Consider the following 22,579-nt stretch of genomic DNA (forward strand, 5'->3'; position numbering starts at 1 on the left):
TATTGCTTTTTGTGCGCCAAGGTTTCATGCAACTCCCCGCGATCGCCTCTGGAAAACGCTTCACGCTGCCCCGGCCGCCCGGTTCGGCCGATGCGCTCCTGATCGCGCGTTTCGCGCAGGAACAGGCGGCGCAGAACAAGCTCACCGCGATCATCACCGCCGAGCCCGCCGACACCCAGCGCCTCGAGGTCGAGCTGCCCTTCTTCGCGCCGGGGCTGCGCGTCGCGGTGTTCCCCGACTGGGAGACGCTGCCCTACGACACCTTCTCGCCGCACCAGGACCTGATCTCCGAGCGCCTCGCGACGCTCTGGCGCATCCAGCAGGGCGAAGTCGATGTCGTGCTGATGCCGGCCTCGACCGCGCTGGTGCGGCTCGCCCCGCCGAGCTTCATGGCGCGCTACACCTTCCACTTCAAGCAGAAGGAACGGCTCAACGAGGCGGCGCTGAAGGCGCAGCTGACACTTGCCGGCTACACGCACGTCAGCCAGGTCGTCTCGCCCGGCGAGTATGCGGTGCGTGGCGGGCTGATCGATCTGTTCCCGATGGGCTCGCCGGTACCCTACCGCGTCGACCTGTTCGGCGACGAGGTCGACTCGATCCGCACCTTCGATCCCGACACGCAGCGCAGCCTGTATCCGGTGCCCGAGGTGCGGCTGCTGCCCGGGCGCGAGTTCCCGATGGACGAAGACGCGCGCGCCGCGTTCCGCGCCCGCTGGCGCGAGAAGATGGAAGGCGATCCGACCAAGGTGCGCCTGTACAAGGACATCGGCACCGGTCTCGCGAGCGGCGGCATCGAGTACTACCTGCCGCTGTTCTTCGATGCGACCGCGACGATCTTCGACTACCTCGGCGCGCTCGGCCAGGACGGCGCGGCGCTGGTCCTGCACGGCGAGATCGACGAGGCGCTGAAGCGCTTCTGGACCGACACGCGCGAACGCCACCGCTTCCTGCAGGCCGATCGCGAGCGGCCGATCCTGGCGCCGGAGACGCTGTTCCTGAAGCCGGAGGATTTCTTCGCGCAATGCAACCGGTACGCACAGCTCGCGCTGCGCGGCAATGACGAGGTCTCCTGGGCGCGCGCGCTGCCCGACTTGAGCGTCGAGCGCGGCGCGCCCGAGCCGCTGCAGCGCCTGAAGACGCAGGTCGGCACGACGCAGTACCGCGTGCTGATCGTGGCCGAGACCGAAGGCCGGCGCGAGAGCCTGCTCGAGCTGCTGCGCGACAGCCAGATCGAGCCGCCGAGCGTTGCGACACTGGCCGAGTTCCAGGCCGGCGCGGCGCACTTCGCGATCGCGGTCGCGCCCCTTGCGCAGGGCTTCTTCTGGTTCGAACCGGAGGACGGCGTCACGATCCAGTTCGTCAGCGAGACCGAGCTGTTCGCGACCTCGCCGACCGCGCGGCGGCGCCGCAAGCAGGAGCAGGTCAGCGATGTCAACGCGCTGATCAAGGATCTGTCGGAGCTGAAGGTCGGCGATCCCGTCGTGCATGCGAACCACGGCATCGGGCGCTACGTCGGCCTGAAGAGCATCGACCTCGCCGCAGGGCAGGACGGTGGCCCGAGCGAGTTCCTGCACCTCGAGTACGCCGACAACGCCACGCTCTATGTTCCGGTCGCACAGCTGCACCTGATCGCGCGCTACACCGGTGTTGCCGCCGACGAGGCGCCGCTGCACCGGCTCGGCTCGGGCCAGTGGGACAAGGCCAAGCGCAAGGCCGCCGAGCAGGTCCGCGACACCGCTGCCGAGCTGCTGAACCTGTACGCGCGCCGCGCCGCGCGCGAGGGTTTCGCGTTCCGCTTCACACCGCACGACTACGAGGCCTTCGCGGCCAGCTTCGGCTTCGAGGAGACCCCGGACCAGCAGGCCGCGATCCACGCGGTGATCCAGGACATGGTCTCGCCGCAGCCGATGGACCGCCTCGTCTGCGGCGATGTCGGCTTCGGCAAGACCGAGGTCGCGCTGCGCGCCGCGTTCATCGCGGTCACCGGCGGCAAGCAGGTGGCGATCCTGGCGCCGACGACCTTGCTGGCCGAACAGCACTACCAGAACATTGCGGATCGCTTCGGCAAGTGGCCGGTCAAGGTCGCCGAGATCTCGCGCTTTCGCTCGACCAAGGAGGTCAAGGCGACGCTCGACGGCCTCGCCGACGGCACCGTCGACATCGTGGTCGGCACCCACGCGCTGATCGGCGAAAAGGTCAAGTTCAAGCGCCTCGGGCTGCTCGTGATCGACGAGGAGCACCGCTTCGGCGTGCGCCACAAGGAAGCGATCAAGGCGATGCGCGCCGAGGTCGACGTGCTGACGCTGACCGCGACGCCGATCCCGCGCACCTTGGGCATGGCGCTCGAAGGCCTGCGCGATCTCAGCGTGATCGCGACCGCACCGCAGCGGCGCCTCGCGATCAAGACCTTCGTGCGCACCGAGAGCAGCGGCACGATCCGCGAGGCGGTCTTGCGCGAGCTGAAGCGCGGCGGCCAGGTCTACTTCCTGCACAACGAGGTCGAGACGATCCAGGCGCGCCACGACAAGCTCGCCGAGCTGCTGCCCGAGGCGCGCATCGCGATCGCGCACGGCCAGATGCCCGAGCGCGAGCTCGAGCGCGTGATGCGCGATTTCGTCGCGCAGCGCCACAACCTGCTGCTGTGCTCGACGATCATCGAGACCGGCATCGACGTGCCGAGCGCGAACACGATCCTGATGACCCGCGCCGACAAGTTCGGCCTCGCGCAGCTGCACCAGCTGCGCGGCCGCGTCGGCCGCTCGCACCACCAGGCTTATGCCTACCTGATGGTGCCCGATGTCGAAGCGCTGACGAAGGCCGCGGCGATGCGGCTCGAGGCGATCCAGAGTATGGAGGAGCTCGGCTCGGGCTTCTACCTCGCGATGCACGACCTGGAGATCCGCGGCGCCGGCGAGGTGCTCGGCGAGAACCAGAGCGGCAACATGATGGAGGTCGGCTTCCAGCTCTACAACGAGATGCTCGCCGAGGCGGTGCGCTCGCTCAAGGCCGGCGTCGAGCCCGACCTGCTGGGCCCGCTGTCGGCGACGACCGAGATCAACCTGCACGCACCGGCGCTGCTGCCCGACGCCTACTGCGGCGACGTGCACACGCGGCTGTCGCTGTACAAGCGGCTCGCGTCGGCGAACACCGCGGCGCAGATCGACGCGATGCTCGAGGAGGTCACCGATCGCTTCGGCAAGCTGCCCGCGCAAGGCCAGACCCTCTTCGACGTGCACCGCCTGCGCGTGCTCGCGAAACCCTTCGGCGTGACCAAGATCGACGCGGCGCCGAAGCTGATGGTGATCAGCTTCCGCCCGAACCCGCCGGTCGATGCGCTGCGCATCATCGAGCTGGTGCAGAAGAACCGCCACATCAAGCTCGCCGGCAACGACAAGCTGCGCATCGAGCGCGACACGCCCGAGCCGAAGGCCCGTGCGCAGCTGATCCGCGACGTGCTGCGGGCGCTCGGCGCGCCCAAGCTCGCCCAGGCCGCCTGAACCACCATGCCCCACGAATTCGCTCCCGGCCTGTTCATCCGCGGCTTCACGCCGCCGCTGAGGCTCGCCGACTACAAGCTGATCGCGTTCGACATGGACTCGACGCTGATCAACATCGAGTGCGTCGACGAGATCGCCGCCGCCGCGGGCCGCAAGGCCGAGGTCGCGGCGATCACCGAGGCCGCGATGCGCGGCGAGATCAGCGATTACAAGGAAAGCCTGCGCCGGCGCCTGGCGCTGCTGCGCGGCGTGCCCGAGGCGGCGCTGTACCAGGTGTATGCGCAGCACCTGCGGCTGAACCCCGGCGTCGAGCGCTTCGTGCAGAGCTGCCGCGCGGCCGGCCTGAAGACGCTGCTGGTGTCGGGCGGCTTCACGTTCTTCAGCGAACGCGTGCGCGCCCGGCTCGGCCTGGACTTCGCGCGCGCCAACGTGCTCGAGATCGAAGCCGGCGCGCTCACCGGCCAGCTCGTCGACCGGCCCTGGGGCGACATCGTCGACGGTGCCGAGAAGAAGCGCGTCGTGCTCGAGGTCTGCGAGCTGATGGGCATCGCGCCGGCGCAGGCGATCGCGGTCGGCGACGGCGCAAACGACCTGCCGATGATGGGCGCGGTCGGCCTGAGCATCGCCTACCACCCGAAGCCAGCGGTGCTCGAGCAGGCGATGCTGTCGATCACCACCGGCGGCATGAACCGCGCGCTCGAGGTGTTCGAGGGCTGATCCCAGTCGATATCGCCCGGCGATTTGCCTAGAATCGAAGCGTCACCGATGGGGAGACGCATTGTGCAGCGCAGGCTGGCCGCGATTCTGAGCGCCGACGCCGCAGGCTACAGCCGCCTGATGGGCGACGACGAGCTCGCGACGGTGCGCTCGCTGACCATCTGCCGCAAGCTCGTCGGCGAGCTGATCGCCACGCACCACGGCCGCATCGTCGACGCGCCCGGCGACAACATCCTTGCCGAGTTCGGCAGCGCGGTCGACGCGGTCGAAGCCGCCTGCGCGATGCAGGTGCAGCTCGCCCGGTGCAACGCCGACCTGCCGGAGCACCGCCGCATGGCGTTCCGGATCGGCGTGAACCTCGGCGACGTGATCGTCGAAGAAGGCTCCCTCTACGGCGATGGCGTCAACGTCGCCGCGCGCATCGAGGCGCTGGCCGAGCCCGGCGGCATCTGCGTCTCGGGCAAGGTGCACGACGAGGTCCGCGGCAGGCTGGAGCACCGGTTCGAAGACATGGGCGCGCGCGAGCTGCACAACATCGCCGCGCCGGTGCGCGTGTACCGCGTCGTGTCGGGCCCGCCGGCGTTGCCCGCTTCGGCCGGCCAGCCGGGCGAGACGCACAAGGTGGTCGTGCCGGGCCCGTCGACCGGCCCGTCCATCATCGTGCTGCCGCTGATCAACATGAGCGGCGTCGCCGACCAGGAGTTCTTCGTCGACGGCCTGACCGAAGACATCCTGACCGAGCTCTCGCGCTTCCGCGAGCTGTTCGTGATCTCGCGCAACACCTCGTTCAAGTACAAGGGCAAGGCCGTCGACGTGAAGCAGGTCGCACGCGAGCTCGGCGTGCAGTACGTGCTCGAAGGCAGCGTGCGCCGCGCCGGGGATCGGTTGCGCATCACGGTGCAGCTGATCGACGCCGAGGCCGACCGGCATGTCTGGGCCGAGCGCTACGACCGGCAGCTCGAAGACATCTTCGCGATCCAGGACGAGATGACGCGCGCGATCGTCGCGGTGCTGCCCGGGCGGGTCGAGGCGGCGACGCGCGATCGCGCCGCGCGCAAGCCGACCGACAGCATGGCGGCGTACGAATGCCTGGTCGCGAGCAAGGTGCTGCACCACCGCTCGATCCAGACCGACAACACGGAGGCGCTGCACCTCGTGACGCGTGCGATCGAGCTGGACCCGAAGTACGCGCATGCGCACGCCTGGCGCGGCTGCATCCTCGGCCAGGCCTGGACCTACGGCTGGTGCGCCGACGCGCAGGCGGCGCAGGACGAGATCGTCCGCGAGCTCGAGATCGCGCTCGCGCTCGACGACAACGACAGCGACGTGCACCGCATCCTCGCGGCCGCGTGGGTGATCCGCGACGACCTCGACAAGGCCGTCTACCACCAGCAGCGCGCGCTCGGCCTGAATCCGAACGACGACCTGATCGTCGTGCAGCAGGGCGAGATCCTGACCTGGCTCGGCCAGCCCGACGAGGGCATCGAGTGGATCCTGAAGGCGATGCGGCTGAACCCGTTCCACCCGGATCGCTTCTGGAGCCACCTGGCCCGAGCGCATTTCGTCGCGCTGCGCTACGCCGACGCGGTCGCCGCGATGCGCCGCATCGCGGCGCCAAACGCGGTCCAGCACGCGTTCCTGGCCGCCTGCCTGGTGCGCACCGGCGCGCCGTCCGAGGCGCAGCTGCACCGTGTCGAGGCCCTGAAGCAGCGGCCGTCGTTGCGCGTCGATGTCGATCTCGCGCCGAGCCTGCACTACCGCAACGCGAGCGATTTCACCCACCACCGCGAGAGCCTGCTCGCGGCCGGCTTCGAGCCTTGATCCAAGGCGCGTTTCAGGGCGCCGGCGAAGGCATCACGACGATGCCGTCCTCGTCGGCGACCAGCCATTCGCCCGGCAGCACCCACACGCCGCGCAGGTGGACGGCGATGTCGCGCTGCCCCTGGTTGCGGCGCTCGGTCGGCATCGGGATCAGCGCGAGCGCGCGGATCCCGAGATCGCATTGCGCGAGCTCGGCGCTGTCGCGCACGCAGCCGTCGATGACGACGCCGGCCCAGCCGTTCCTCGCCGCGGCGGACGCGATGTTGCCGCCGACCAGTGCACGGCGCAGCGAGCCGCCGCCATCGACGACGAGCACGCGGCCCTGGCCCGGCTCCTCGAGCGCGGCCTTCACGAACGAGTTGTCCTCGAAGCATTGCACGGTGCTGACGACACCGGCGAAGCACACGCGCTTGCCGTAGTCTCGAAACAGCGGCGGCAGCACGCGGAAGCTCGCGTCGCGATTGCTCTTGTTCGCGTCGCACAGGTCGCCGGTGACCAGGTCCTTCATGACGACACCCCGCACGCCGCATACGGCGTGCGACCCTCCGAGAGGGTCGGGCCTTGCTTGGGGCGGCCCGGCGCGGCGGCCCGCCGATTCAAGATCAATGCAGCAGTATTCATGCGTTGGTCACCTTCTTGATGGGGGGTTTCACGTCGGCCGCCAGCGGCGGCAGCATCGCCTGGTGCTCGCGCGCTGGATTCAGGATGATCGAGGTGGCCGTCTCGGCCAGCAGGCAGAACTTCGTGACGACCGCATCGAGGTGGCTCACGTCGATCACCGCGATCTCGAGCACCCAGCTGTCCTCGCCGGTCACGTTGTAGGCATTGATGCATTCCGGCGTGTTCTGCACCAGCTTCACGATGCGCGGGTACTCGGCACGGCCGATGCGGATGATCGCGCGGATGCCGTAGCCGAGCTTCGCGAGGTTCACGGTCGCGCGGTAGCCGCTGATCACGCCGGCGGCCTCGAGCTTGCGCACGCGCTCGGTCACCGCCGGCTGGCTCAGGTGCACGCGACGGCCGAGCTCGGCCATCGTCAGCCGCGCATCGGCCTGCAGCTCCGCGAGGATGCGCGTGTCGTAGGTGTCCAGATCGATGTTCAAGGTCGTGACCATGAATCTCCTTCGAATCGACGGCATTGTGCGCTGGAAAGCTCGAATCGCCCATGGATGAAGCATGCACGCCTTCATACGATGGCGCCCATGAACACGCTCGTCTCCACCGCGCCGCGCGCCGCCGCGCGCATCGGCCTGCCGCCCCTGCTGCTGCTGTGCCTCGCCGCCACCTGGCTGATCTGGGGCTCGACCTACCTCGCGATCAAGCTCGCGTTGCCGAGCTTTCCGCCGTTCTTCCAGATGGGCACGCGCTTCCTGTTTGCCGGCGCCCTGCTGATGGGCTGGATGCGCTGGCGCGGCGCGGCCTGGCCGGGCCGCCGGCAGTGGCGCAACGCGCTGGTGATCGGCACGCTGATGCTCGGCGGCGGCATGGGCGGCACGGCGTTCGCCGAGGTCTCGGTCGGCTCGGGGCTGGTCGTCGCGTTCATCGCGGTGGTGCCGTTGCTGATCGCCGCGCTGAACCTGTTCTGGGGCGTGCGGCCCCGGCGCATCGAAGTGTTGGGCATCGCGCTCGGCCTCGTCGGCGTGCTGATGCTGACCCAGGGCGCGGGCTTCCAGGCCTCGCCGGCGGGCCTGGCGGCGATCGCGATCGCCTGCACGAGCTGGTCGCTCGGCAGCGTGCTGAGTCAGCGCGCGCTGCCGCTGGCGCCGGGCGCGACCGGCTTCGCGAGCGAGATGCTCTGCGGCGGCGCGGTGCTGATGGGCCTGTCGGCACTGCACGGCGAGGCGCCGGTGTGGCCGCCGCAACCGGTCGCGCTGGCCGCCTGGCTGTACCTCGTCGGCTTCGGCTCGCTGATCGCGTTCAACGCCTACATGCTGCTGCTCGCGCGCGCGCCGGCCGGGCTCGCGTCGAGCTACACCTTCGTGAACCCGGTGATCGCGATGCTGCTCGGCGTGGCGTTCGCCGGCGAGTCGGTCACCGGCTTCGAATGGGCGGCCGTCAGCGTGGTGCTGGCCGGCGTGCTGCTGCTGTTGTGGCGCCGCGCGCCCGTTCAGGCGGCTCAGCCCGCATCGGCAGCCGGCGCATCGGCGCTGCCGCGCGCCGGCTCGTCGACCGGCGTCGGGGTGGCGACGGACGCACCGACCGCCTCGAGCCGGTAGCCGACGCTGTAGATCGCGACGAGCCGATAGCCATTCTCGGGGTGCAGCCCGAGCTTGGTGCGCAGACGCGAAACGTGTGTGTCGAGCGAGCGCGACGCGACCTCGGCCTCGATGCTCCAGATCGCTTCGAGCAGGTGCTTGCGCGACAGCAGCCGGCCGATGTTCTGGAACAGGAACAGCGCGAGGTCGAACTCCTTCTGCTTCAGCGTGACCGGCGTGCCGTCGACCGCGATCTTCGCGCCGGCCACGTCGAAGCGATAGCGGCCGAACGCGATCTCGGTCGACGGCGGCTGGTGGTAGGCACGGCGCAGCAGCGCCTTGACGCGCGCCGTCAGCTCGCCGACGCGCATCGGCTTGATCATGAAATCGTCGGCGCCGGCCGAGAGGCCCTCGATCACGTCCGCCTCGGTGTTGCGGTTCGTGATGAAGAGCGCCGGCACGCGCTCCTCGAGGTTCTCGCGCGCCCAGCGCAAGACCTCGATCCCGCTGATGTCGGGCAGTTCCCAGTCGAGCACGAGCAGGTCGAAACTCTCGCGCCGCAGAGCGCGCAGAAACGCCTTGCTGTCGGTGAAGCCGTGGCAGTCGTGGCCCATCGAGGCCAGCGTCCGCTGGATCAGCTCGAGCTGGTTTGCTTCGTCATCCAGAGCCGCCACACGCATTGCTTCATTTCCTCGTCAGTCGTGCACGCCGTGGCGTGACAGCTCCGACCGTGCCGGCCCGATTGGCCGGCACCGTGGCGCGCCAGTGTAGGCCCTGCATCACCGGGTCGGCCGATCGGGCGCGGCCGCGAGCGGCAGGTGCAGGCGAAACGTCTGCCACCGATCGCCTGGCGCCAGTGTCAGGCTGCCGCCGTGCCGCGCCGCGACGACCTGTGCGAGCGCGAGCCCCGCTGGGACGCGCGGCGCACGGCGCGCCGGCCACGCCGGTGCGCCGCCCACGGCCGGGGCCGGCACAGCGATCTCGAAGACCACGGCGGCGGCGCCGTCGAGCGGCGCCTCGCGCAGCGCGCACGACAGCACCGCGCCGCGCGGTGCCGCCGCGATCGCGTCGCGTAGCAGCTTCGCGAGGGCGCCGCCCAGCAGCTCACGATCAGCGTGGCCGACGATCTGCTCCGGGCCGCCCGGCACGACGAGCACACGCGCGCCCTGCTGGCTCGCCATCGTCCAGGCGTCGGCAACGACCTCGACCAGCAGGTCGCCGAGATCGAGTTCTTCGAGCCGCAACGCATCGCTGCGGGCATGCATCACGTCCATGAAGTCGTCGATCGCGACCAGCGCGCGGCGCGCGTTCTGCTCGACGCGCTCGATCAGCTGCGGCAGCGCGAGCGGATCGGGCTTGATGCGCTGCAACTCCAGCAGCGCGAGCGTCGACGAGTGGCCCTCGCGCGCGTCGTGACCGAGGAACTTCAGTGCCTCGGCAAGCGCCGCTGCGGCGGCGTCGGTGTCGGCGTCGGGCTTCGAGGCGCTGTCCATCGCGGCGGCTCGTCGGGGTGTCGGGCGCTCAGCGGCGCGCGCTGGCGATGCGGCGGATCGCCGTCAGCGTCGCGCGCGAGGTGCTGACCTCGGCATCGAGCTTCACGTGGATCAGCGTCGGGCGATCGGCCGCGAGCGCCGCGGCGAACGCCGGCTCGAACTGCGCGGTCGCGTCGACGAAGCTCGCACCCCAGCCGTGCGCCCGCGCGAGCGCGGCGAAGTCGGGATTGAACAGGTCGCTGCCGCTGACGCGGCCCGGGTACTCGCGCTCCTGGTGCATCCGGATCGTGCCGTAGGTGCCGTTGTCGACGACGATCACGATCAGCTTGCCGATGCCCTTGCCGGCGCCGTAGCCGGTTGCGGTCGCGAGCTCCTGGCCGGTCATCAGGAAGTCGCCGTCGCCGGCGATGTTGATCACCGTGCGCTCGGGCTGCAGCAACGCCGCGGCGATCGCCGCCGGCACGCCGTAGCCCATCGCGCCCGAGGTCGGCGCGAGCTGCGTGCGGCCGCCGTGCTGCAGGCCTTGGTAGCGGTAGAAGCGATGCAGCCAGCCGCTGTAGTTGCCGGCGCCGTTCGTCAGCACGCTGTCGGCCGGCGCCAGGCGCTGGATCGTCTTGACGAGCTCGGCCATGTCGAGCGGCGCGACCGGCGCCGTGTCGAAGTTCGCCTCGTAATCGGCGTGCGCGGCGGCGGTCCACTCGCGCCACGGCAGCGACGGCGGCGGCGCCAGGCCCTCGAGCGCCTTCGCGGCGCAGGCCATCGCCGATTGCAGCATCAGGTCGGCGGCATAGACGCGGCCGAGTTCCTCCGGGCCCGCATGGATGTGGATCAGCTTCTGCTTCGGCTGCGGCGCCTCGAGCAGCGTGTAGCCACCGGTCGTCATCTCGCCCAGGCGCGGGCCGACAGCGATCACGAGGTCCGCCTCGGCGATGCGGGCCGCGAGTTTCGGGTTGATGCCGATGCCGACATCGCCGGCGTAGTTCGCGTGCCGGTTGTCGAACAGATCCTGGAAACGGAACGCGCAGCCGACCGGCAGCTCCCAGCCCTCGGCGAAGCGCTCCATCGCGTCGCACGCGGCGGCGTCCCAGCCGCTGCCGCCGACGATCACGAACGGCCGCTGCGCCGCCAGCAGCATCGTGCGCACCTCGCGCAGCGCACCCGGGGCGGGCCAGGCCAGCGCGGGTTCGATGCGCGGCAACACCGGCGCGTCGGTAGACGCGGTCAGCATGTCCTCGGGCAGCACCAGCACGACCGGCCCGGGCCGTCCCTGCATCGCGACATGGAAGGCGCGCGCGACATATTCGGGCAGCCGCGCCGGGTCATGCACCTCGCCGACCCACTTCGCGAAGCCCAGCGTGCCGGGGCCGAACACCTGCCGGTAGTCGAGCTCCTGGAACGCCTCGCGGTCGCGCTGGTCGCTCGCGACCTGGCCGATGAACAGGATCATCGGCGTGCTGTCCTGGAACGCGGTGTGCAGCCCGATGCTCGCGTTGGTCGCGCCCGGCCCGCGCGTCACGAAGCAGATGCCCGGGCGCCCGCTCAGCTTGCCCTGCGCCTCGGCCATGAACGCCGCGCCGCCCTCCTGGCGACACGCGATGAAGCGGATGTGTTCGCGTTGTTCGTAGAAGCCGTCGAGCACCGCAAGGTAGCTCTCGCCCGGCACGCCGAACACGCTGTCCACGCCCTGGGCAATGAGGGCTTCGACCAGCAGGTGGCCGGCGGGTCGGGGCATCTTGGATGGGGTCATGAGGTCGTCGCAAACAGCCGATTGGATGGGCGCGCGTCGCCGCGCGTGCATCGCGGATTGTGAACACTCCGGCCGAGGGTTCGCCCCGATACCATCAATTCACCGTCTAGTGAATTATGCCGGCATGACGACGCTTGCGATCCCGCTGCCGGAAGCTCGCACCCGCGACGCCGACCGCACCCGACAGGCCATCCTGAGCGCCGCGGTCGCCGAGTTCTCGCAGGCCGGGCTCGGCGGTGCCCGGGTCGAGCGCATCGCCGAGCGCGCCGGCGTCAACAAGCGCCTGCTGTACTACTACTTCGGCAGCAAGGACGACCTGTTCCTCGCGGTCCTCGAGCAGACCTACGCCGACATCCGCGAAGCCGAAAAGGCCTTGCGCCTCGAGAACCTCGAGCCCGCGACCGCGGTTCGTCGCCTGGTCGAGTTCACCTGGGACTACTACCTCGCGAACCCGCATTTCCTCACGCTGCTGAACAGCGAGAACCTTCACAAGGCGGCGCACCTGAAGCGCTCGTCGCGCATCCGCGAACTGAATTCGCCGTTGATCCAGCTGCTCGGCGACGTGCTGCAGCGCGGCCAGCGCACCGGCCTCTTTCGCGGCGGCGTCGACCCGGTCCAGCTCTACATCTCGATCGCGAGCCTGTGCTATTTCTACCTGTCCAATGGCGCGACGCTGTCGACGATCTTCGCGCGCGATCTGCACGCGCCTGCCGCGCTGGCCGAGCGGCTCTCGCATGTCACCGAAGTGATCCTCGGCTACCTGCTGCGCAAGTGAACCCTGACGGCATCACTCACCAGACGGTTAATTGAAGAGGCAACGATGGATCCCTTCGACATCGCGTTCTTTCGCCGCCAAGGCCACGTGACGATCAACCGGGTCTTCCGGCCCGACGAGATGGACGCCGTGGTGCGCGACATCGAGCATTGGGGCAGCTCGTTCCTGCAGGAGCTGCCGCAGGCACAACGTGCCTGGTACGTCGACGGCGGCGTCGGTGCACGCACGGTCCTGCGCAAGCTCGACAACCCACATGCGCAGCGCCCCGCGGTGCAGGCGCTGGCGCGTGACCGCCGGCTGCTCGACCATGTCGAAGCGCTGATCGGGCCGGGCCTGTCGGTGTACTTCAGCCAGATCTTCTTCAAGCCGCCGGAAGGCGGCGGCCCGAAACCGGCGCACCAGGACAACTTCTATTTCGGCCCGACCGATCCCGAGGGCATGGTCACCGCGTGGATCGCACTCGACGATGCGACGCTCGAGAACGGCTGCCTGTACTTCGGCGACGGCAGCAACCTCGGGCCGGTCTACCCGCACTTCGCGCCCGAGGCGGAGCCGTTCAACCTGCAGCTGCCGCCGGCCATCCTCGAGAAGCAGCCGATGTCGCCGGCGCCAGTGCGCAAGGGCGGCGTGAGCTTCCACCACGGCAACACCTTCCATGCCTCCGGCCCGAACCACAGCCAGTCATGGCGCCGCGCGTGCGCGCTGCACTTCGTCAGCAACGACAACGAGTTCGCGAACCCCGCCCTGCCCTATGACCATTCGCTGAAATTCCGGGTGTCCTGATGAAGCACTGGCTCACCCATCCGGCGACGCGACCGTTCTGGCTCATCCTGATCCTGCTGGTGCTGTGGGATCTCGCGGTGCGGCTGTTCAATATCCCGCCGTACCTGATCCCGCCGCCGTTGGCGGTCGTCAAGCAACTCGGCGCCGAGTGGCCGATGCTGCTGTCGCAAAGCCTGCCGACGCTGTATGCGACGCTCGGCGGCTTCGCGGCCTCGGCATTGATCGGCGTGCCGATGGCGATGTGGATCGCGTACTCGCGCACCGTCGAAAGCTTCGTCTACCCACTGCTGGTGTTCTCGCAATCGGTGCCCAAGGTCGCCATCGCGCCGCTGTTCGTCGTGTGGTTCGGCTTCGGCATCGTGCCGAAGGTCATCGCGGCCTTTCTGCTCGGCTTCTTCCCGGTCGTGGTCTCCACCGTGCAGGGCTTCAAGTCGGTCGATCCGGACGTGATCGATCTGGCGCGCTCGATGGGCGCGAACCCGCTGAAGATCTTCCTGAAGTTCCGCCTGCCGCAGGCGCTGCCGTCGATCTTCAGCGGCCTGAAGGTCTCGGTGACGCTGGCGGTGGTCGGGGCGGTGGTGGGCGAGTTCGTCGGCTCCAACTCCGGCATCGGCTTCGTGCTGCAGCGGGCCACCGGCACCTTCGATCTGCCGCTGATGTTTGCCGCGCTGCTGGTCTTGTCCACGATGGGGGTGCTCTTGTTCCTCGTCGTCGAAATGGTCGAGCGCTGGCTGATGCCATGGCATGCCTCGCAGCGTCACGACATGCAGGCTACCGCCTGAGCGTCGTGCCGATTTCACTTCACCCAAACCAACCGGAGACAACATGAAGCGTCGCAATCTGATTCGGGTCGCGTGCGCGGGTGCGCTGGCGGGCGCGCTGGTATCGGGCGCGCTTGCGCAGACGCGCGACAAGGTGACGCTGCTGCTGAACTGGTATGTCTACAGCGAACACGCGCCGTTCTTCCTCGGCAAGGAAAAGGGCTTCTACGAGGCCGAGGGCATCGACCTGGACATCCAGGAAGGTCGCGGCTCCGCGGTCTCGATCCAGGCGGTGGCAGCCAATTCGGCGACCTTCGGCTATGTCGACGTGCCGACGATGATTCGTGCCGCCACCAAGGGCGCACCGGTCAAGGCGGTCGGTGTCGCGCTGCAGCTGAGCCCGATGGCGGCGATGGGCCTGGCCGAGAAGAACATCAAGACCCCGAAGGACATCGTCGGCAAGACGGTCGCGATGACACCCGGCGACTCGATGAGCCAGATCTGGCCCTTGTTCCTGAAGAAGACCGGCCTGCAGGAAGGCCAGTACAAGGTCGTCTCGGGCGATGCGCAGACCAAGCTGAACGCGGTGATCAACGGCCAGGCCGACCTGCTGCTGGGCTACGTGATGGACCAGAACATCAAGATCCAGGACGCGACCAAGAAGCCGGTGGGCGTGATCCGCTTCGCCGATCACGGCATCACGATGGTGAGCTCCGGCGTCGTCGCGCACAAGGACACGCTGGCCGGCAAGGCGGACATGGTGCGGCGCTTCATGCGCGCCACCACCAAGGCTTTCGAGGAAACCGAGAAGAACCCGGAAGCATCGATCGACGCGATGCTCAAGGCCAACAGCAAGGCCGGCCAGCGCGACACGCTGGTGATCGGCATCAAGCTGACGACGCCGCTGTACCACTCGGCCGAGACCAAGGGCCAGCGGCCGCTGCGGGCCTCGATGAAGGACGTGAACGATTCCCTCGACCTGCTGGTGCAATACGGCGGCCTCGACCCCGCCGTGCGCGGCAAGGCCGAGGACTGGGTCACCAACGAGTTCCTGCCCCAATGACGGCAATCGCGAGCAAAGTCGTGGCGCTGAGCCCGACGCCGCGCGCGATCACCGGCACCGCATCGGTGCTGATCGAGGGCCGCGGCGTGCGCAAGACCTACCGCACGCGCGAAGGCGATGTCGAGACGCTGAAGCCGCTGGACTTCGGCATCCGCGCCGGCGAGTTCGTCTCGGTCGTCGGGCCGTCCGGGTGCGGCAAGAGCACCTTGATGAAGATGGTCGCCGGCCTGCTGCCGATCAGCGGCGGCGAGCTCGAGCTCTCCGGCAAGCCGGTGCGCGGGCCGCAGATCGATGTCGGCATCGTGTTCCAGAGCGCGCTGCTGCTGCCGTGGCGGCGCGTGCTCGACAACATCCTGCTGCAGGCCGAGATCCGCGGCCTGCCGATGCCGGCCGCACGCGAGCGCGCCCATGCGCTGATGGAAATGGCCGGCCTGGCAGGCTTCGAGCACAAGTACCCGTGGCAGCTCTCGGGCGGCATGCAGCAACGCGTGGCGATCCTGCGCGCGCTGCTGCACGACCCGTCGGTGCTGCTGATGGACGAACCGTTCGGCGCGCTCGACGCGATGACCCGCGAGCGCATGAACCTCGAGCTGCAGCGCATCTGGATGAGCTCGAAGAAGACCGTGCTGCTGATCACGCACAGCATCCCGGAAGCGATCTTCCTCTCGGACCGCGTGTTCGTGATGAGCGAGCGCCCGGGGCGCATCGTGCAGGTCTACGACATCGACCTGCCACGCCCGCGCCCGCTCGACGTGATGGGCACCGAGGCCTTTGCCGGCTACGCGCGCCAGTTGCGTGCCCACTTCTATTCGCAAGGCACGCTCGACGCGCACTAGGACCTGTCGATGTCCACCGGCGTGAATCTTGTCGTGCGAGCCGTCGACCTGCGGGTGCGGCAGGTGCGCCTGCGCCTGCCGTTTCGCTTCGGTGCGAGCACGCTGACCGAATGTCCACAGCTGTTCGTCCGGGTCGACGTCGACGTGCCGGGGCACGCCCGCGCGCAAGGCTTTTCGGCTGAAATGATGGTGCCGAAGTGGTTCGACAAGCGCGCCGGCTTCACGCCCGACGACAACATCGCGCAGCTCGTGCGCGCCACGCAGAACGCCGCGCGGGCCTACCTCGGCGACGCGCCGGCGACGCCGTTCGGCTTGTTCGCCCGCCACTACACGGCGCTGACGGCACAAGGCCATGCGGACGGCTTCACCGATCTGAGCACCGCCTTCGGCCAGGCCGTCATCGACAAGGCCGTGGCCGACGCGCTGTGCCGCGCGCTCGACGTTTCGTTCTTCGACGCCGCGCGGCGCAACCTCCTCGGCCTGTGCGCCACCGCGATCGCCGCCGACATGGCCGGCTGGGACTGGCCGCGCTGGCTCGCCTCGCTGCAGCCGCGGCGAAGCATCGAGGCGCGCCACACCGTCGGCCTGCTCGACGAGCTCGAGACGCTGCGCTTCGACGCGGACGATGGCCTGCCGATCAGCCTGCGTGCGGTGATCGAACGCTACGGTCAGCGCAGCTTCAAGATCAAGCTCGGCGGCGAGCCGGCGGCCGACCTGGCCCGCCTGCGCGCCGTGCTCGCGGTGCTCGACGCGAGCGCCGGCGACTACCGCTACACGGTCGACGGCAACGAGCAATACGCCAGCCGCGACGCGCTGAACGCGCTGCTCGGCGGTCTGCGCTCGATGCAGCCGCCGCTCTACATCGAGCAGCCGCTGCCGCGCGAACTGAGCCTCGCGAGCGCGCTGCCCGCGAGTCCGATTCCGCTGTTGCTGGACGAGGCCGACGGCACGCTGGCCGCATTCCCGCAGGCGCGCGCGCTCGGCTGGACCGGCGTGTCGAGCAAGGCCTGCAAGGGCCTGTACAAGTCGCTGATCAACCGTGCCCGCTGCGAGCGCTGGAACCGCGAGTCGGCCGGCGGCGCTGCGCGCTTCTTCATGTCCGCCGAAGACCTGACCTGCCAGGCCGGCCTGGCGCTGCAGCAAGATCTCGCGCTCGTCGCACTGCTCGGGATCACGCACAGCGAGCGCAACGGCCACCACTACGGCCGCGGCTTCGGCGACGCACCGCTGGCCGAGCAGCAGGCGTTCGCCGCGGCGCACCCCGATCTCTACGAGCTTCACGACAGCGCCGCGCGCCTGCGCATCCATGGCGGCGCGATCGGGATCGACTCGCTGTTCGCCCCCGGCTACGCGCACGGCGCGTCACCCGACTGGCACGCCACCCAACCCCTCCCGCACACAGGAACTCTCTGATGGCCACCCAAAGACTCGGTCTCATCATGCACGGCGTCACCGGCCGCATGGGCATGAACCAGCACCTGATCCGCTCGATCGTCGCGATCCGCAACGAAGGCGGCGTGCTGCTCGCCAGCGGCGACCGCGTGATGCCCGACCCGATCCTGATCGGCCGCAATGCCGAGAAGATCGGGGCGCTCGCGAAGGCCCACGGCATCGCGCGCTGGGGCACCAACCTCGATGCGGCGCTGGCGAATCGCGACGACACGGTCTTCTTCGATGCCGGTACGACGCAGATGCGCCCGACCCTGCTCGCGAACGCGATCCGCGCCGGCAAGCACGTCTACTGCGAGAAGCCGATCGCGACGAACCTGAACGAAGCGGTCGAGGTCGCGCGCCTGGCACAGGAGTCCGGCCTGAAGCATGGCGCGGTCCAGGACAAGCTCTTCCTGCCCGGCCTGCGCAAGCTCGACATGCTGCGCCGCGCCGGCTTCTTCGGCCGCATGCTCAGCGTGCGCCTGGAGTTCGGCTACTGGGTCTTCGAGGGCGACCTGCAGCCGATCCAGCGCCCCTCGTGGAACTACCGCAAGGAAGACGGCGGCGGCATGATCCTCGACATGATGTGCCACTGGCGCTATGTGCTGGACAACCTGTTCGGCGAGGTGCAGTCGGTCTCGTGCCTGGGCGCGACGCACATCCCGAAGCGCTGGGACGAAGCCGGCCAGCCCTACGAAGCCACCGCCGACGACGCCGCCTACGCGACCGTGCAGCTGAAGGGCCACAACGGCGAGCCGGTGGTCGCGCAGATCAACATGTCGTGGGTCACGCGCGTGCGGCGCGACGACCTCGTGACCTTCCACGTCGACGGCACGCACGGCTCGGCGGTCGCGGGCCTGTCGTCGTGCCGCGCACAGTCGCGCGTGACGACGCCGCGGCCGGTCTGGAACCCGGACGTCAGGCAGACGATGGACTTCTACGACCAGTGGCAGGAAGTGCCCGACTCGATGGTCTACGACAACGGCTTCAAGATCCAGTGGGAGCATTTCATCCGCCACGTCGTCGACAACGAACCGTATCGCTGGACGCTGCCCGAAGGCGCGAAAGGCGTGCAGCTCGTCGAGGCGGCGCTGCAGAGCTGGCACGAACGGCGCTGGATCGACGTGCCGCCGCTCGCCGTCTGACGGGCATCGCGCGATGACTCCGATCCTCAAACTTCCGACCGCCGACGGCCGCCTGCAACCCTACGCGCCGCGCGCGAGCGCGCCGATCGCGACGGCCCCGGCCGGCACCCCATTCAACCGCATCGCCTACTCGGCCGCACACGTCGTCGCCGACCCGCGCGCCGCGATCGATCCGAGCTTGCAGTGCGCGATCGACTGGGACGCGACGATTCGCTACCGGCAGCGCCTGTGGTCGCTCGGCCTGGGCGTGGCCGAGGCAATGGACACCGCGCAGCGCGGCATGGGCCTGGACTGGCCGACCTCGCTCGAGCTGATCCGCCGCTCGCTCGACGCGGCACGCGACGTGCCCGGCGCGCTGGTCGCGTCGGGCTGCGGCACCGATCACCTGCCGGTCGAAGCGGCGCGCAGCGTCGACGACGTGATCCGCGCCTACGAAGCGCAGATGGAGGCGATCGAGGCGCTCGGCGGGCGGCTGATCGTGATGGCGAGCCGCGCGCTCGCGAAGGTCGCGACCGGGCCGATCGACTACGAGCGCGTCTACGATCGCGTGCTGCGCCAGGCGAAGCAACCGGTGATCCTGCACTGGCTCGGCGACATGTTCGACCCGGCGCTCGCGGGCTACTGGGGCAACGTCGATCCCGATCTCGCGATGGACACCGCGCTCGCGGTCATCGAGGCGAATGCCGCAAAGGTCGACGGCATCAAGATCTCGCTGCTCGACAAGGACAAGGAGATCGCGATGCGCCGCCGGCTGCCGGCCAATGTGCGCATGTACACCGGCGACGACTTCAACTATGCCGAGCTGATCGCCGGCGACGGCATCGGCGCGACGCCGAACCAGCGCCAGAGCGACGCGCTGCTCGGCATCTTCGACGCGATCGCGCCGGCCGCGAATGCGGCACTGGCGGCGCTCGCCGGCGGCGACGCGGCGCGCTTCCACGCGATCCTCGCGCCGACGGTGCCGTTGTCGCGCCACATCTTCGCGGCGCCGACGCGCTTCTACAAGACCGGCGTCGTGTTCATGGCCTGGATCAATGGCCACCAGAGCCACTTCACGATGGTCGGCGGGCAGCAGAGCGCGCGTTCGCTGTGGCACCTGGCCGAGCTGTTCCGCCTCGCCGACGCGGCCGGGCTGATCGAGCAACCCGAGCTCGCGGCGCGCCGCATGGCGCATCTGCTGGCACTGCACGGCATCGAGGGTTGAGCGCGATGCGCGACTTCTCGGCCGATCACCGCTGGCTCTCGATCAACACCGCGACGGTGCGCGCGCAGTGGCCGCTCGACCGCATCGTCACCGAGTGCGCGCAGCGTGGCATCCGCGCGATCTCGCCATGGCGCGATCAGGTGGCCGCGGTCGGGCTCGACCGCGTCGCCACGCTGCTGCGCGACACCGGGATCGAGCTCTCGGGCTACTGCCGCGGTGGGATGTTCCCGGCGTCGAACACGCAAGGCCTGCGGGCCGCGCTCGACGACAACCGCCGCGCCGTCGACGAAGCGAAGACCTTGAACGCCGCGTGCCTCGTGCTCGTCGTCGGTGCGCTGCCCGGCGCGCTCGCCGGTACGCCGCAGCACAAGGACCTGGCGCGCTCGCGCGCGCAGGTCGCCGACGGCATCGCGGCGACGCTCGAGTACGCGCGCGGCGTCGGCATGCCGCTCGCGATCGAGCCGCTGCACCCGATGTACGCGGCCGACCGCGCTTGCGTCAACACGCTGGAGCAGGCGCTGGATCTGTGCGATGCACTCGATCCGGCGCGCACGGGCGCACTGGGTGTCGCGGTGGACGTCTATCACGTCTGGTGGGACCCGAAGCTGCAAGCCCAGATCGCCCGCGCCGGCCGCGAACGGCTGCTGGCCTTCCACGTCTGCGACTGGCTCGTGCCGACGCGCGACCTGCTGAACGACCGCGGCATGATGGGCGACGGCGTGATCGACATCCCGCGCATCCGCGGCTGGGTCGAGGCGGCCGGGTTTGCCGGCTACAGCGAGGTCGAGATCTTCTCGGCGCAGGACTGGTGGCTGCGCGAAGGCGGCGAGGTGCTCGACACCTGCATCGCGCGCCACCGCAGCGCCGTCTGACCAGGCAGCGTCAAAGGCCCTACGCGGTCGCGGCGCTCGCCAGGTTCGTGCGCCGCGCATTGCGCACGTTGAACGCGTTGACGATCAGCACGCCCTGCACGACCGCGATGCCGAGCCAGACCATCGCCGGCTCGTGCATGTCCATCAGCGTGCCGAAGAGCAGCGGCGCGAGTGCCTGGCCGATGTCCAGCCCCGAATAGACGACACCGTAGACCCGCCCGGTCGCGTTCGGCGGCGACGCGCGCTTGACGATCAGGTCGCGCGATGGCCCTGCGATGCCGGCGCCGAAGCCCATGGCACCGAACAGCGCCGGCACCGCAAGGGGGTGCACGGCGGCGAAGCCGAGCACCAGCGCGATCAGCGCCGCGGTGCCGAAGCCCGCGCCGATGATGCGCTCGCAGCGCGCCGGGTCGGCGGCGAGAAAACCGCCGGCGATCATGCCGCCGGCGCTGCAGACCATGTAGATCGTCAGGCACATCGCGGCCAGGTGGATCGGCACCTGGTGCAGCAGGCGCGCCGCCTCGGGCGCGAAGAGCTGCACGCCGCTCAGGGCCATCGCATAGAAGAAGAAGAAGCCGAAGCACATCCACACGGCCGGAATCTTCAGGAACGCGAAGCTGTGCTCGACGGGCGCGCCGCTGCCGGCCTTCGGCGCCGGCGGCGCCAGATCGAGCGCGAGATGCGCACGGTTCCACCACAGCAGCGCGAGCACCGCGAAGGCGAGCGCGCCGGCGCACATCAGCGCGACACGCCAGCCGTAGTGCAGCGCCAGCGGCACCAGCATCGCCGGCGCCAGCGCCCAGCCGAGGCTGCCGGTGATGCCGTGCACGCTGAACGCGTGGCCGAGCCGGGAAGGATGCACCTTGCGGTTCAGCAGCGTGTAGTCGACCGGATGGAACACGCCGTTGCCGACGCCGGCGACCACCGCGAACACGGCGAGCGTCCAGTAGCTGTGGCTCGATGCGAAGCCGAACGCTGCGGCGCCGAGCAGCGCCAGGCCGCCGAACAGCACCGGCCGGGGCCCGAAGCGATCGACCGCGAAGCCCGACGCGGCCTGCACGATGCACGACACGACGAAGAAGATCGTCATCAGCAGTCCGAGCTCGGCATAGCTGACCGCGAAGGCCTCCTTCAGCCACGGGAACAGCGGTGCCAGCACGAGCTGGCTGAAATGGCTGATCAGGTGCGCGAGGCCGACGAGGCCGATCAGGTGCGCGTCCTGGCGGGCCGGTCGGGCCGGCACGGTCAAGGTGGTCATGGGTCTGGTTCGAACGAGGCTTCGAGTGGAGGCCAGATTGTCGCGCCGGCGTGGTTCGGCCGGATTACGATAGCTTGTCAACTTCTGTCGAGATTCAGCCAATGACGCAGGCGTCGCGCCCGGCCCCGATCCACCCGCCGATGCCGCACCCGCACAGGCCCGACGCCGTGCGCCCGCTGCGCGCGAAACGACAGCGCCTCGCCGCGGCATCGCGCGTCGTGCCGCACTGCCACCCATGGGCGCAGCTCGCGGTATCGGCGGCCGGTGTCGTGCGGCTGACCGTCGCGGACGGCACCTACATCGTGCCGCCGTCGCGCGCGCTGTGGATTCCGCCAGGCGTCGAGCACGCGGTCACGGTCGTCGAGGACGCCGACCTGCTGACGCTGTACCTGCACCAGCCACGCGGCCGCTGTGGCCCCCAGGTCACGCGGGCGAACGAAGCGGCGTGGCGCCGCTGCCGGGTGCTCGAAGTCTCCGATCTGCTGCGCGCGTTGGCACTCGAACTCGATGCGAGGCCCGACGGCGGCCCGTCACTCGACGCCGAAGCGCTGCAGCGCGAAGCGCGCCTGAGCGCACTCGTGCTCGACGAGCTGCGGCGCGCGCGGCCGGTGCCGCTGGGCGTCGCGCTGCCCGAGGACAAGCGCCTGCGGGCGCTCTGCGAGGCCGTCCTCGACGACCCCGGGCGCCACGCCACGCTCGATGGCTGGGCGCAGACCTGCGGCGCGAGTCCACGCACGGTGGCGCGGCTGTTCCGCAGCGAACTCGGCACCTCGTTCGTGCAGTGGCGCCAGCAGGTGCTGCTGGCGCACGCGGTGGCGCTGGCGGCGCGCCGGATGCCGATGGCGAGCATTGCCGCCGAGCTGGGCTACGCGAGCCCGAGCGCGTTCAGTGCGATGGTCCGGCGCTCGGTCGGCGCGCCGCCGAGCCGGTTCCTGGCCTCCTGATCTTTGGTGCCGCCGGATGTGACGACTTGCAACACCG

20 protein-coding genes are annotated in these 22,579 nt (G+C 69.6%); 14 read left to right on the top strand and 6 right to left on the bottom strand.

Features of this window, described 5'->3' with window-relative positions; genetic code table 11:
* Nucleotides 1-26: 26 nt before the first annotated feature.
* Genes mfd through AC1DTW_RS07910 form a run of 3 tightly spaced genes read left to right on the top strand, consistent with a single transcriptional unit; the run spans nucleotide 27 to nucleotide 6,035 of the window.
* Nucleotides 27-3,497 (top strand): transcription-repair coupling factor, encoded by a 3,471-nt coding sequence (mfd, locus tag AC1DTW_RS07900; RefSeq protein ID WP_477980474.1) that lies wholly within the window; start codon nucleotides 27-29, stop codon nucleotides 3,495-3,497.
* Nucleotides 3,498-3,503: 6 nt separating this feature from the next.
* Nucleotides 3,504-4,214 (top strand): phosphoserine phosphatase SerB, encoded by a 711-nt coding sequence (gene serB, locus AC1DTW_RS07905; protein WP_477980475.1) that lies wholly within the window; start codon nucleotides 3,504-3,506, stop codon nucleotides 4,212-4,214.
* 48 nt (nucleotides 4,215-4,262) lie between these two features.
* On the top strand, nucleotides 4,263-6,035 hold the full coding sequence (locus AC1DTW_RS07910) for an adenylate/guanylate cyclase domain-containing protein (RefSeq protein WP_477980476.1): 1,773 nt from the start codon (nucleotides 4,263-4,265) through the stop codon (nucleotides 6,033-6,035).
* A 13-nt stretch (nucleotides 6,036-6,048) separates the two neighbouring features.
* Here AC1DTW_RS07910 and rraA read toward each other — a convergent pair whose 3' ends face one another.
* Both rraA and AC1DTW_RS07920 read right to left on the bottom strand, forming a co-directional pair.
* Nucleotides 6,049-6,543 (bottom strand): ribonuclease E activity regulator RraA, encoded by a 495-nt coding sequence (gene rraA / locus AC1DTW_RS07915; RefSeq protein ID WP_477980477.1) that lies wholly within the window; start codon nucleotides 6,541-6,543, stop codon nucleotides 6,049-6,051.
* 109 nt (nucleotides 6,544-6,652) lie between these two features.
* A complete protein-coding gene (locus AC1DTW_RS07920) occupies nucleotides 6,653-7,150 on the bottom strand; it encodes an Lrp/AsnC family transcriptional regulator (RefSeq protein ID WP_477980478.1) in 498 nt (165 codons plus the stop codon).
* An 87-nt stretch (nucleotides 7,151-7,237) separates the two neighbouring features.
* On the opposite strand from AC1DTW_RS07920, the gene AC1DTW_RS07925 reads away from it, so the two are divergent.
* Complete coding sequence (locus tag AC1DTW_RS07925) at nucleotides 7,238-8,251, top strand: EamA family transporter (RefSeq protein ID WP_477980479.1); 1,014 nt, start codon at nucleotides 7,238-7,240, stop codon at nucleotides 8,249-8,251.
* On the opposite strand, the gene AC1DTW_RS07930 is transcribed toward AC1DTW_RS07925, so the two are convergent.
* From AC1DTW_RS07930 to AC1DTW_RS07940, 3 genes are all read right to left on the bottom strand, one after another.
* Complete coding sequence (locus AC1DTW_RS07930; RefSeq protein WP_477980480.1) at nucleotides 8,152-8,910, bottom strand: response regulator transcription factor; 759 nt, start codon at nucleotides 8,908-8,910, stop codon at nucleotides 8,152-8,154. The two genes, AC1DTW_RS07925 and AC1DTW_RS07930, sit on opposite strands and share 100 nt — an antisense overlap.
* A gap of 99 nt (nucleotides 8,911-9,009) precedes the next feature.
* Nucleotides 9,010-9,723 carry a hypothetical protein gene (locus AC1DTW_RS07935; protein ID WP_477980481.1) on the bottom strand — a complete coding sequence of 238 codons (714 nt, stop codon included), beginning with the start codon at nucleotides 9,721-9,723 and terminating at the stop codon, nucleotides 9,010-9,012.
* Between the two features lie 28 nt (nucleotides 9,724-9,751).
* Nucleotides 9,752-11,470, bottom strand: a complete 1,719-nt coding sequence (locus AC1DTW_RS07940; RefSeq protein ID WP_477980482.1) for a thiamine pyrophosphate-binding protein — start codon at nucleotides 11,468-11,470, stop codon at nucleotides 9,752-9,754.
* Between the two features lie 124 nt (nucleotides 11,471-11,594).
* On the opposite strand from AC1DTW_RS07940, the gene AC1DTW_RS07945 reads away from it, so the two are divergent.
* The 9 genes from AC1DTW_RS07945 to AC1DTW_RS07985 are packed head-to-tail and all read left to right on the top strand — an operon-like array spanning nucleotide 11,595 to nucleotide 20,340.
* Nucleotides 11,595-12,245, top strand: coding sequence for a TetR/AcrR family transcriptional regulator (locus AC1DTW_RS07945; RefSeq protein ID WP_477980483.1), 651 nt, complete (start codon nucleotides 11,595-11,597; stop codon nucleotides 12,243-12,245).
* A gap of 45 nt (nucleotides 12,246-12,290) precedes the next feature.
* Nucleotides 12,291-13,028: a phytanoyl-CoA dioxygenase family protein gene (locus AC1DTW_RS07950; protein ID WP_477980484.1), complete on the top strand. Its 738-nt coding sequence runs from the start codon at nucleotides 12,291-12,293 to the stop codon at nucleotides 13,026-13,028.
* Nucleotides 13,028-13,810 (top strand): ABC transporter permease, encoded by a 783-nt coding sequence (locus AC1DTW_RS07955; protein WP_477980485.1) that lies wholly within the window; start codon nucleotides 13,028-13,030, stop codon nucleotides 13,808-13,810. Before AC1DTW_RS07950 ends, AC1DTW_RS07955 begins: the two co-directional genes overlap by 1 nt.
* 43 nt (nucleotides 13,811-13,853) lie before the next feature.
* Nucleotides 13,854-14,852, top strand: coding sequence for an ABC transporter substrate-binding protein (locus tag AC1DTW_RS07960; RefSeq protein ID WP_477980486.1), 999 nt, complete (start codon nucleotides 13,854-13,856; stop codon nucleotides 14,850-14,852).
* Complete coding sequence (locus AC1DTW_RS07965; RefSeq protein ID WP_477980487.1) at nucleotides 14,849-15,688, top strand: ABC transporter ATP-binding protein; 840 nt, start codon at nucleotides 14,849-14,851, stop codon at nucleotides 15,686-15,688. The genes AC1DTW_RS07960 and AC1DTW_RS07965 overlap by 4 nt, the downstream gene beginning before the upstream one ends.
* A 9-nt stretch (nucleotides 15,689-15,697) precedes the next feature.
* Nucleotides 15,698-17,101, top strand: a complete 1,404-nt coding sequence (locus AC1DTW_RS07970; RefSeq protein WP_477980488.1) for an enolase C-terminal domain-like protein — start codon at nucleotides 15,698-15,700, stop codon at nucleotides 17,099-17,101.
* Complete coding sequence (locus AC1DTW_RS07975; RefSeq protein ID WP_477980489.1) at nucleotides 17,101-18,264, top strand: Gfo/Idh/MocA family protein; 1,164 nt, start codon at nucleotides 17,101-17,103, stop codon at nucleotides 18,262-18,264. The genes AC1DTW_RS07970 and AC1DTW_RS07975 overlap by 1 nt, the downstream gene beginning before the upstream one ends.
* A gap of 13 nt (nucleotides 18,265-18,277) precedes the next feature.
* Nucleotides 18,278-19,468, top strand: coding sequence for a dihydrodipicolinate synthase family protein (locus AC1DTW_RS07980; RefSeq protein WP_477980490.1), 1,191 nt, complete (start codon nucleotides 18,278-18,280; stop codon nucleotides 19,466-19,468).
* A 5-nt stretch (nucleotides 19,469-19,473) separates the two neighbouring features.
* Nucleotides 19,474-20,340, top strand: coding sequence for a sugar phosphate isomerase/epimerase family protein (locus AC1DTW_RS07985; protein ID WP_477980491.1), 867 nt, complete (start codon nucleotides 19,474-19,476; stop codon nucleotides 20,338-20,340).
* Nucleotides 20,341-20,359: 19 nt separating this feature from the next.
* Here AC1DTW_RS07985 and AC1DTW_RS07990 read toward each other — a convergent pair whose 3' ends face one another.
* Complete coding sequence (locus AC1DTW_RS07990; protein WP_477980492.1) at nucleotides 20,360-21,598, bottom strand: MFS transporter; 1,239 nt, start codon at nucleotides 21,596-21,598, stop codon at nucleotides 20,360-20,362.
* Between the two features lie 101 nt (nucleotides 21,599-21,699).
* On the opposite strand from AC1DTW_RS07990, the gene AC1DTW_RS07995 reads away from it, so the two are divergent.
* A complete protein-coding gene (locus tag AC1DTW_RS07995) occupies nucleotides 21,700-22,542 on the top strand; it encodes an AraC family transcriptional regulator (protein WP_477980493.1) in 843 nt (280 codons plus the stop codon).
* Nucleotides 22,543-22,579 lie beyond the last annotated feature (37 nt).

The organism is Rhizobacter sp. P5_A1 (genome assembly GCF_056400745.1).

Bases quoted from the DNA above. Each gene is read 5' to 3' on its own strand.
- AC1DTW_RS07950 (WP_477980484.1), top strand. From the start codon at position 12,291: ATGGATCCCTTCGACATCGCGTTCTTTCGCCGCCAAGGCCACGTGACG.
- AC1DTW_RS07990 (WP_477980492.1), bottom strand. From the start codon at position 21,598: ATGACCACCTTGACCGTGCCGGCCCGACCGGCCCGCCAGGACGCGCAC.
- AC1DTW_RS07965 (WP_477980487.1), top strand. From the start codon at position 14,849: ATGACGGCAATCGCGAGCAAAGTCGTGGCGCTGAGCCCGACGCCGCGC.
- AC1DTW_RS07930 (WP_477980480.1), bottom strand. From the start codon at position 8,910: ATGCGTGTGGCGGCTCTGGATGACGAAGCAAACCAGCTCGAGCTGATC.
- AC1DTW_RS07940 (WP_477980482.1), bottom strand. From the start codon at position 11,470: ATGACCCCATCCAAGATGCCCCGACCCGCCGGCCACCTGCTGGTCGAA.
- AC1DTW_RS07995 (WP_477980493.1), top strand. From the start codon at position 21,700: ATGACGCAGGCGTCGCGCCCGGCCCCGATCCACCCGCCGATGCCGCAC.
- AC1DTW_RS07945 (WP_477980483.1), top strand. From the start codon at position 11,595: ATGACGACGCTTGCGATCCCGCTGCCGGAAGCTCGCACCCGCGACGCC.
- rraA (WP_477980477.1), bottom strand. From the start codon at position 6,543: ATGAAGGACCTGGTCACCGGCGACCTGTGCGACGCGAACAAGAGCAAT.
- AC1DTW_RS07920 (WP_477980478.1), bottom strand. From the start codon at position 7,150: ATGGTCACGACCTTGAACATCGATCTGGACACCTACGACACGCGCATC.
- AC1DTW_RS07980 (WP_477980490.1), top strand. From the start codon at position 18,278: ATGACTCCGATCCTCAAACTTCCGACCGCCGACGGCCGCCTGCAACCC.
- mfd (WP_477980474.1), top strand. From the start codon at position 27: ATGCAACTCCCCGCGATCGCCTCTGGAAAACGCTTCACGCTGCCCCGG.
- AC1DTW_RS07925 (WP_477980479.1), top strand. From the start codon at position 7,238: ATGAACACGCTCGTCTCCACCGCGCCGCGCGCCGCCGCGCGCATCGGC.
- AC1DTW_RS07935 (WP_477980481.1), bottom strand. From the start codon at position 9,723: ATGGACAGCGCCTCGAAGCCCGACGCCGACACCGACGCCGCCGCAGCG.
- AC1DTW_RS07910 (WP_477980476.1), top strand. From the start codon at position 4,263: ATGGGGAGACGCATTGTGCAGCGCAGGCTGGCCGCGATTCTGAGCGCC.
- AC1DTW_RS07960 (WP_477980486.1), top strand. From the start codon at position 13,854: ATGAAGCGTCGCAATCTGATTCGGGTCGCGTGCGCGGGTGCGCTGGCG.
- serB (WP_477980475.1), top strand. From the start codon at position 3,504: ATGCCCCACGAATTCGCTCCCGGCCTGTTCATCCGCGGCTTCACGCCG.
- AC1DTW_RS07970 (WP_477980488.1), top strand. From the start codon at position 15,698: ATGTCCACCGGCGTGAATCTTGTCGTGCGAGCCGTCGACCTGCGGGTG.
- AC1DTW_RS07975 (WP_477980489.1), top strand. From the start codon at position 17,101: ATGGCCACCCAAAGACTCGGTCTCATCATGCACGGCGTCACCGGCCGC.
- AC1DTW_RS07985 (WP_477980491.1), top strand. From the start codon at position 19,474: ATGCGCGACTTCTCGGCCGATCACCGCTGGCTCTCGATCAACACCGCG.
- AC1DTW_RS07955 (WP_477980485.1), top strand. From the start codon at position 13,028: ATGAAGCACTGGCTCACCCATCCGGCGACGCGACCGTTCTGGCTCATC.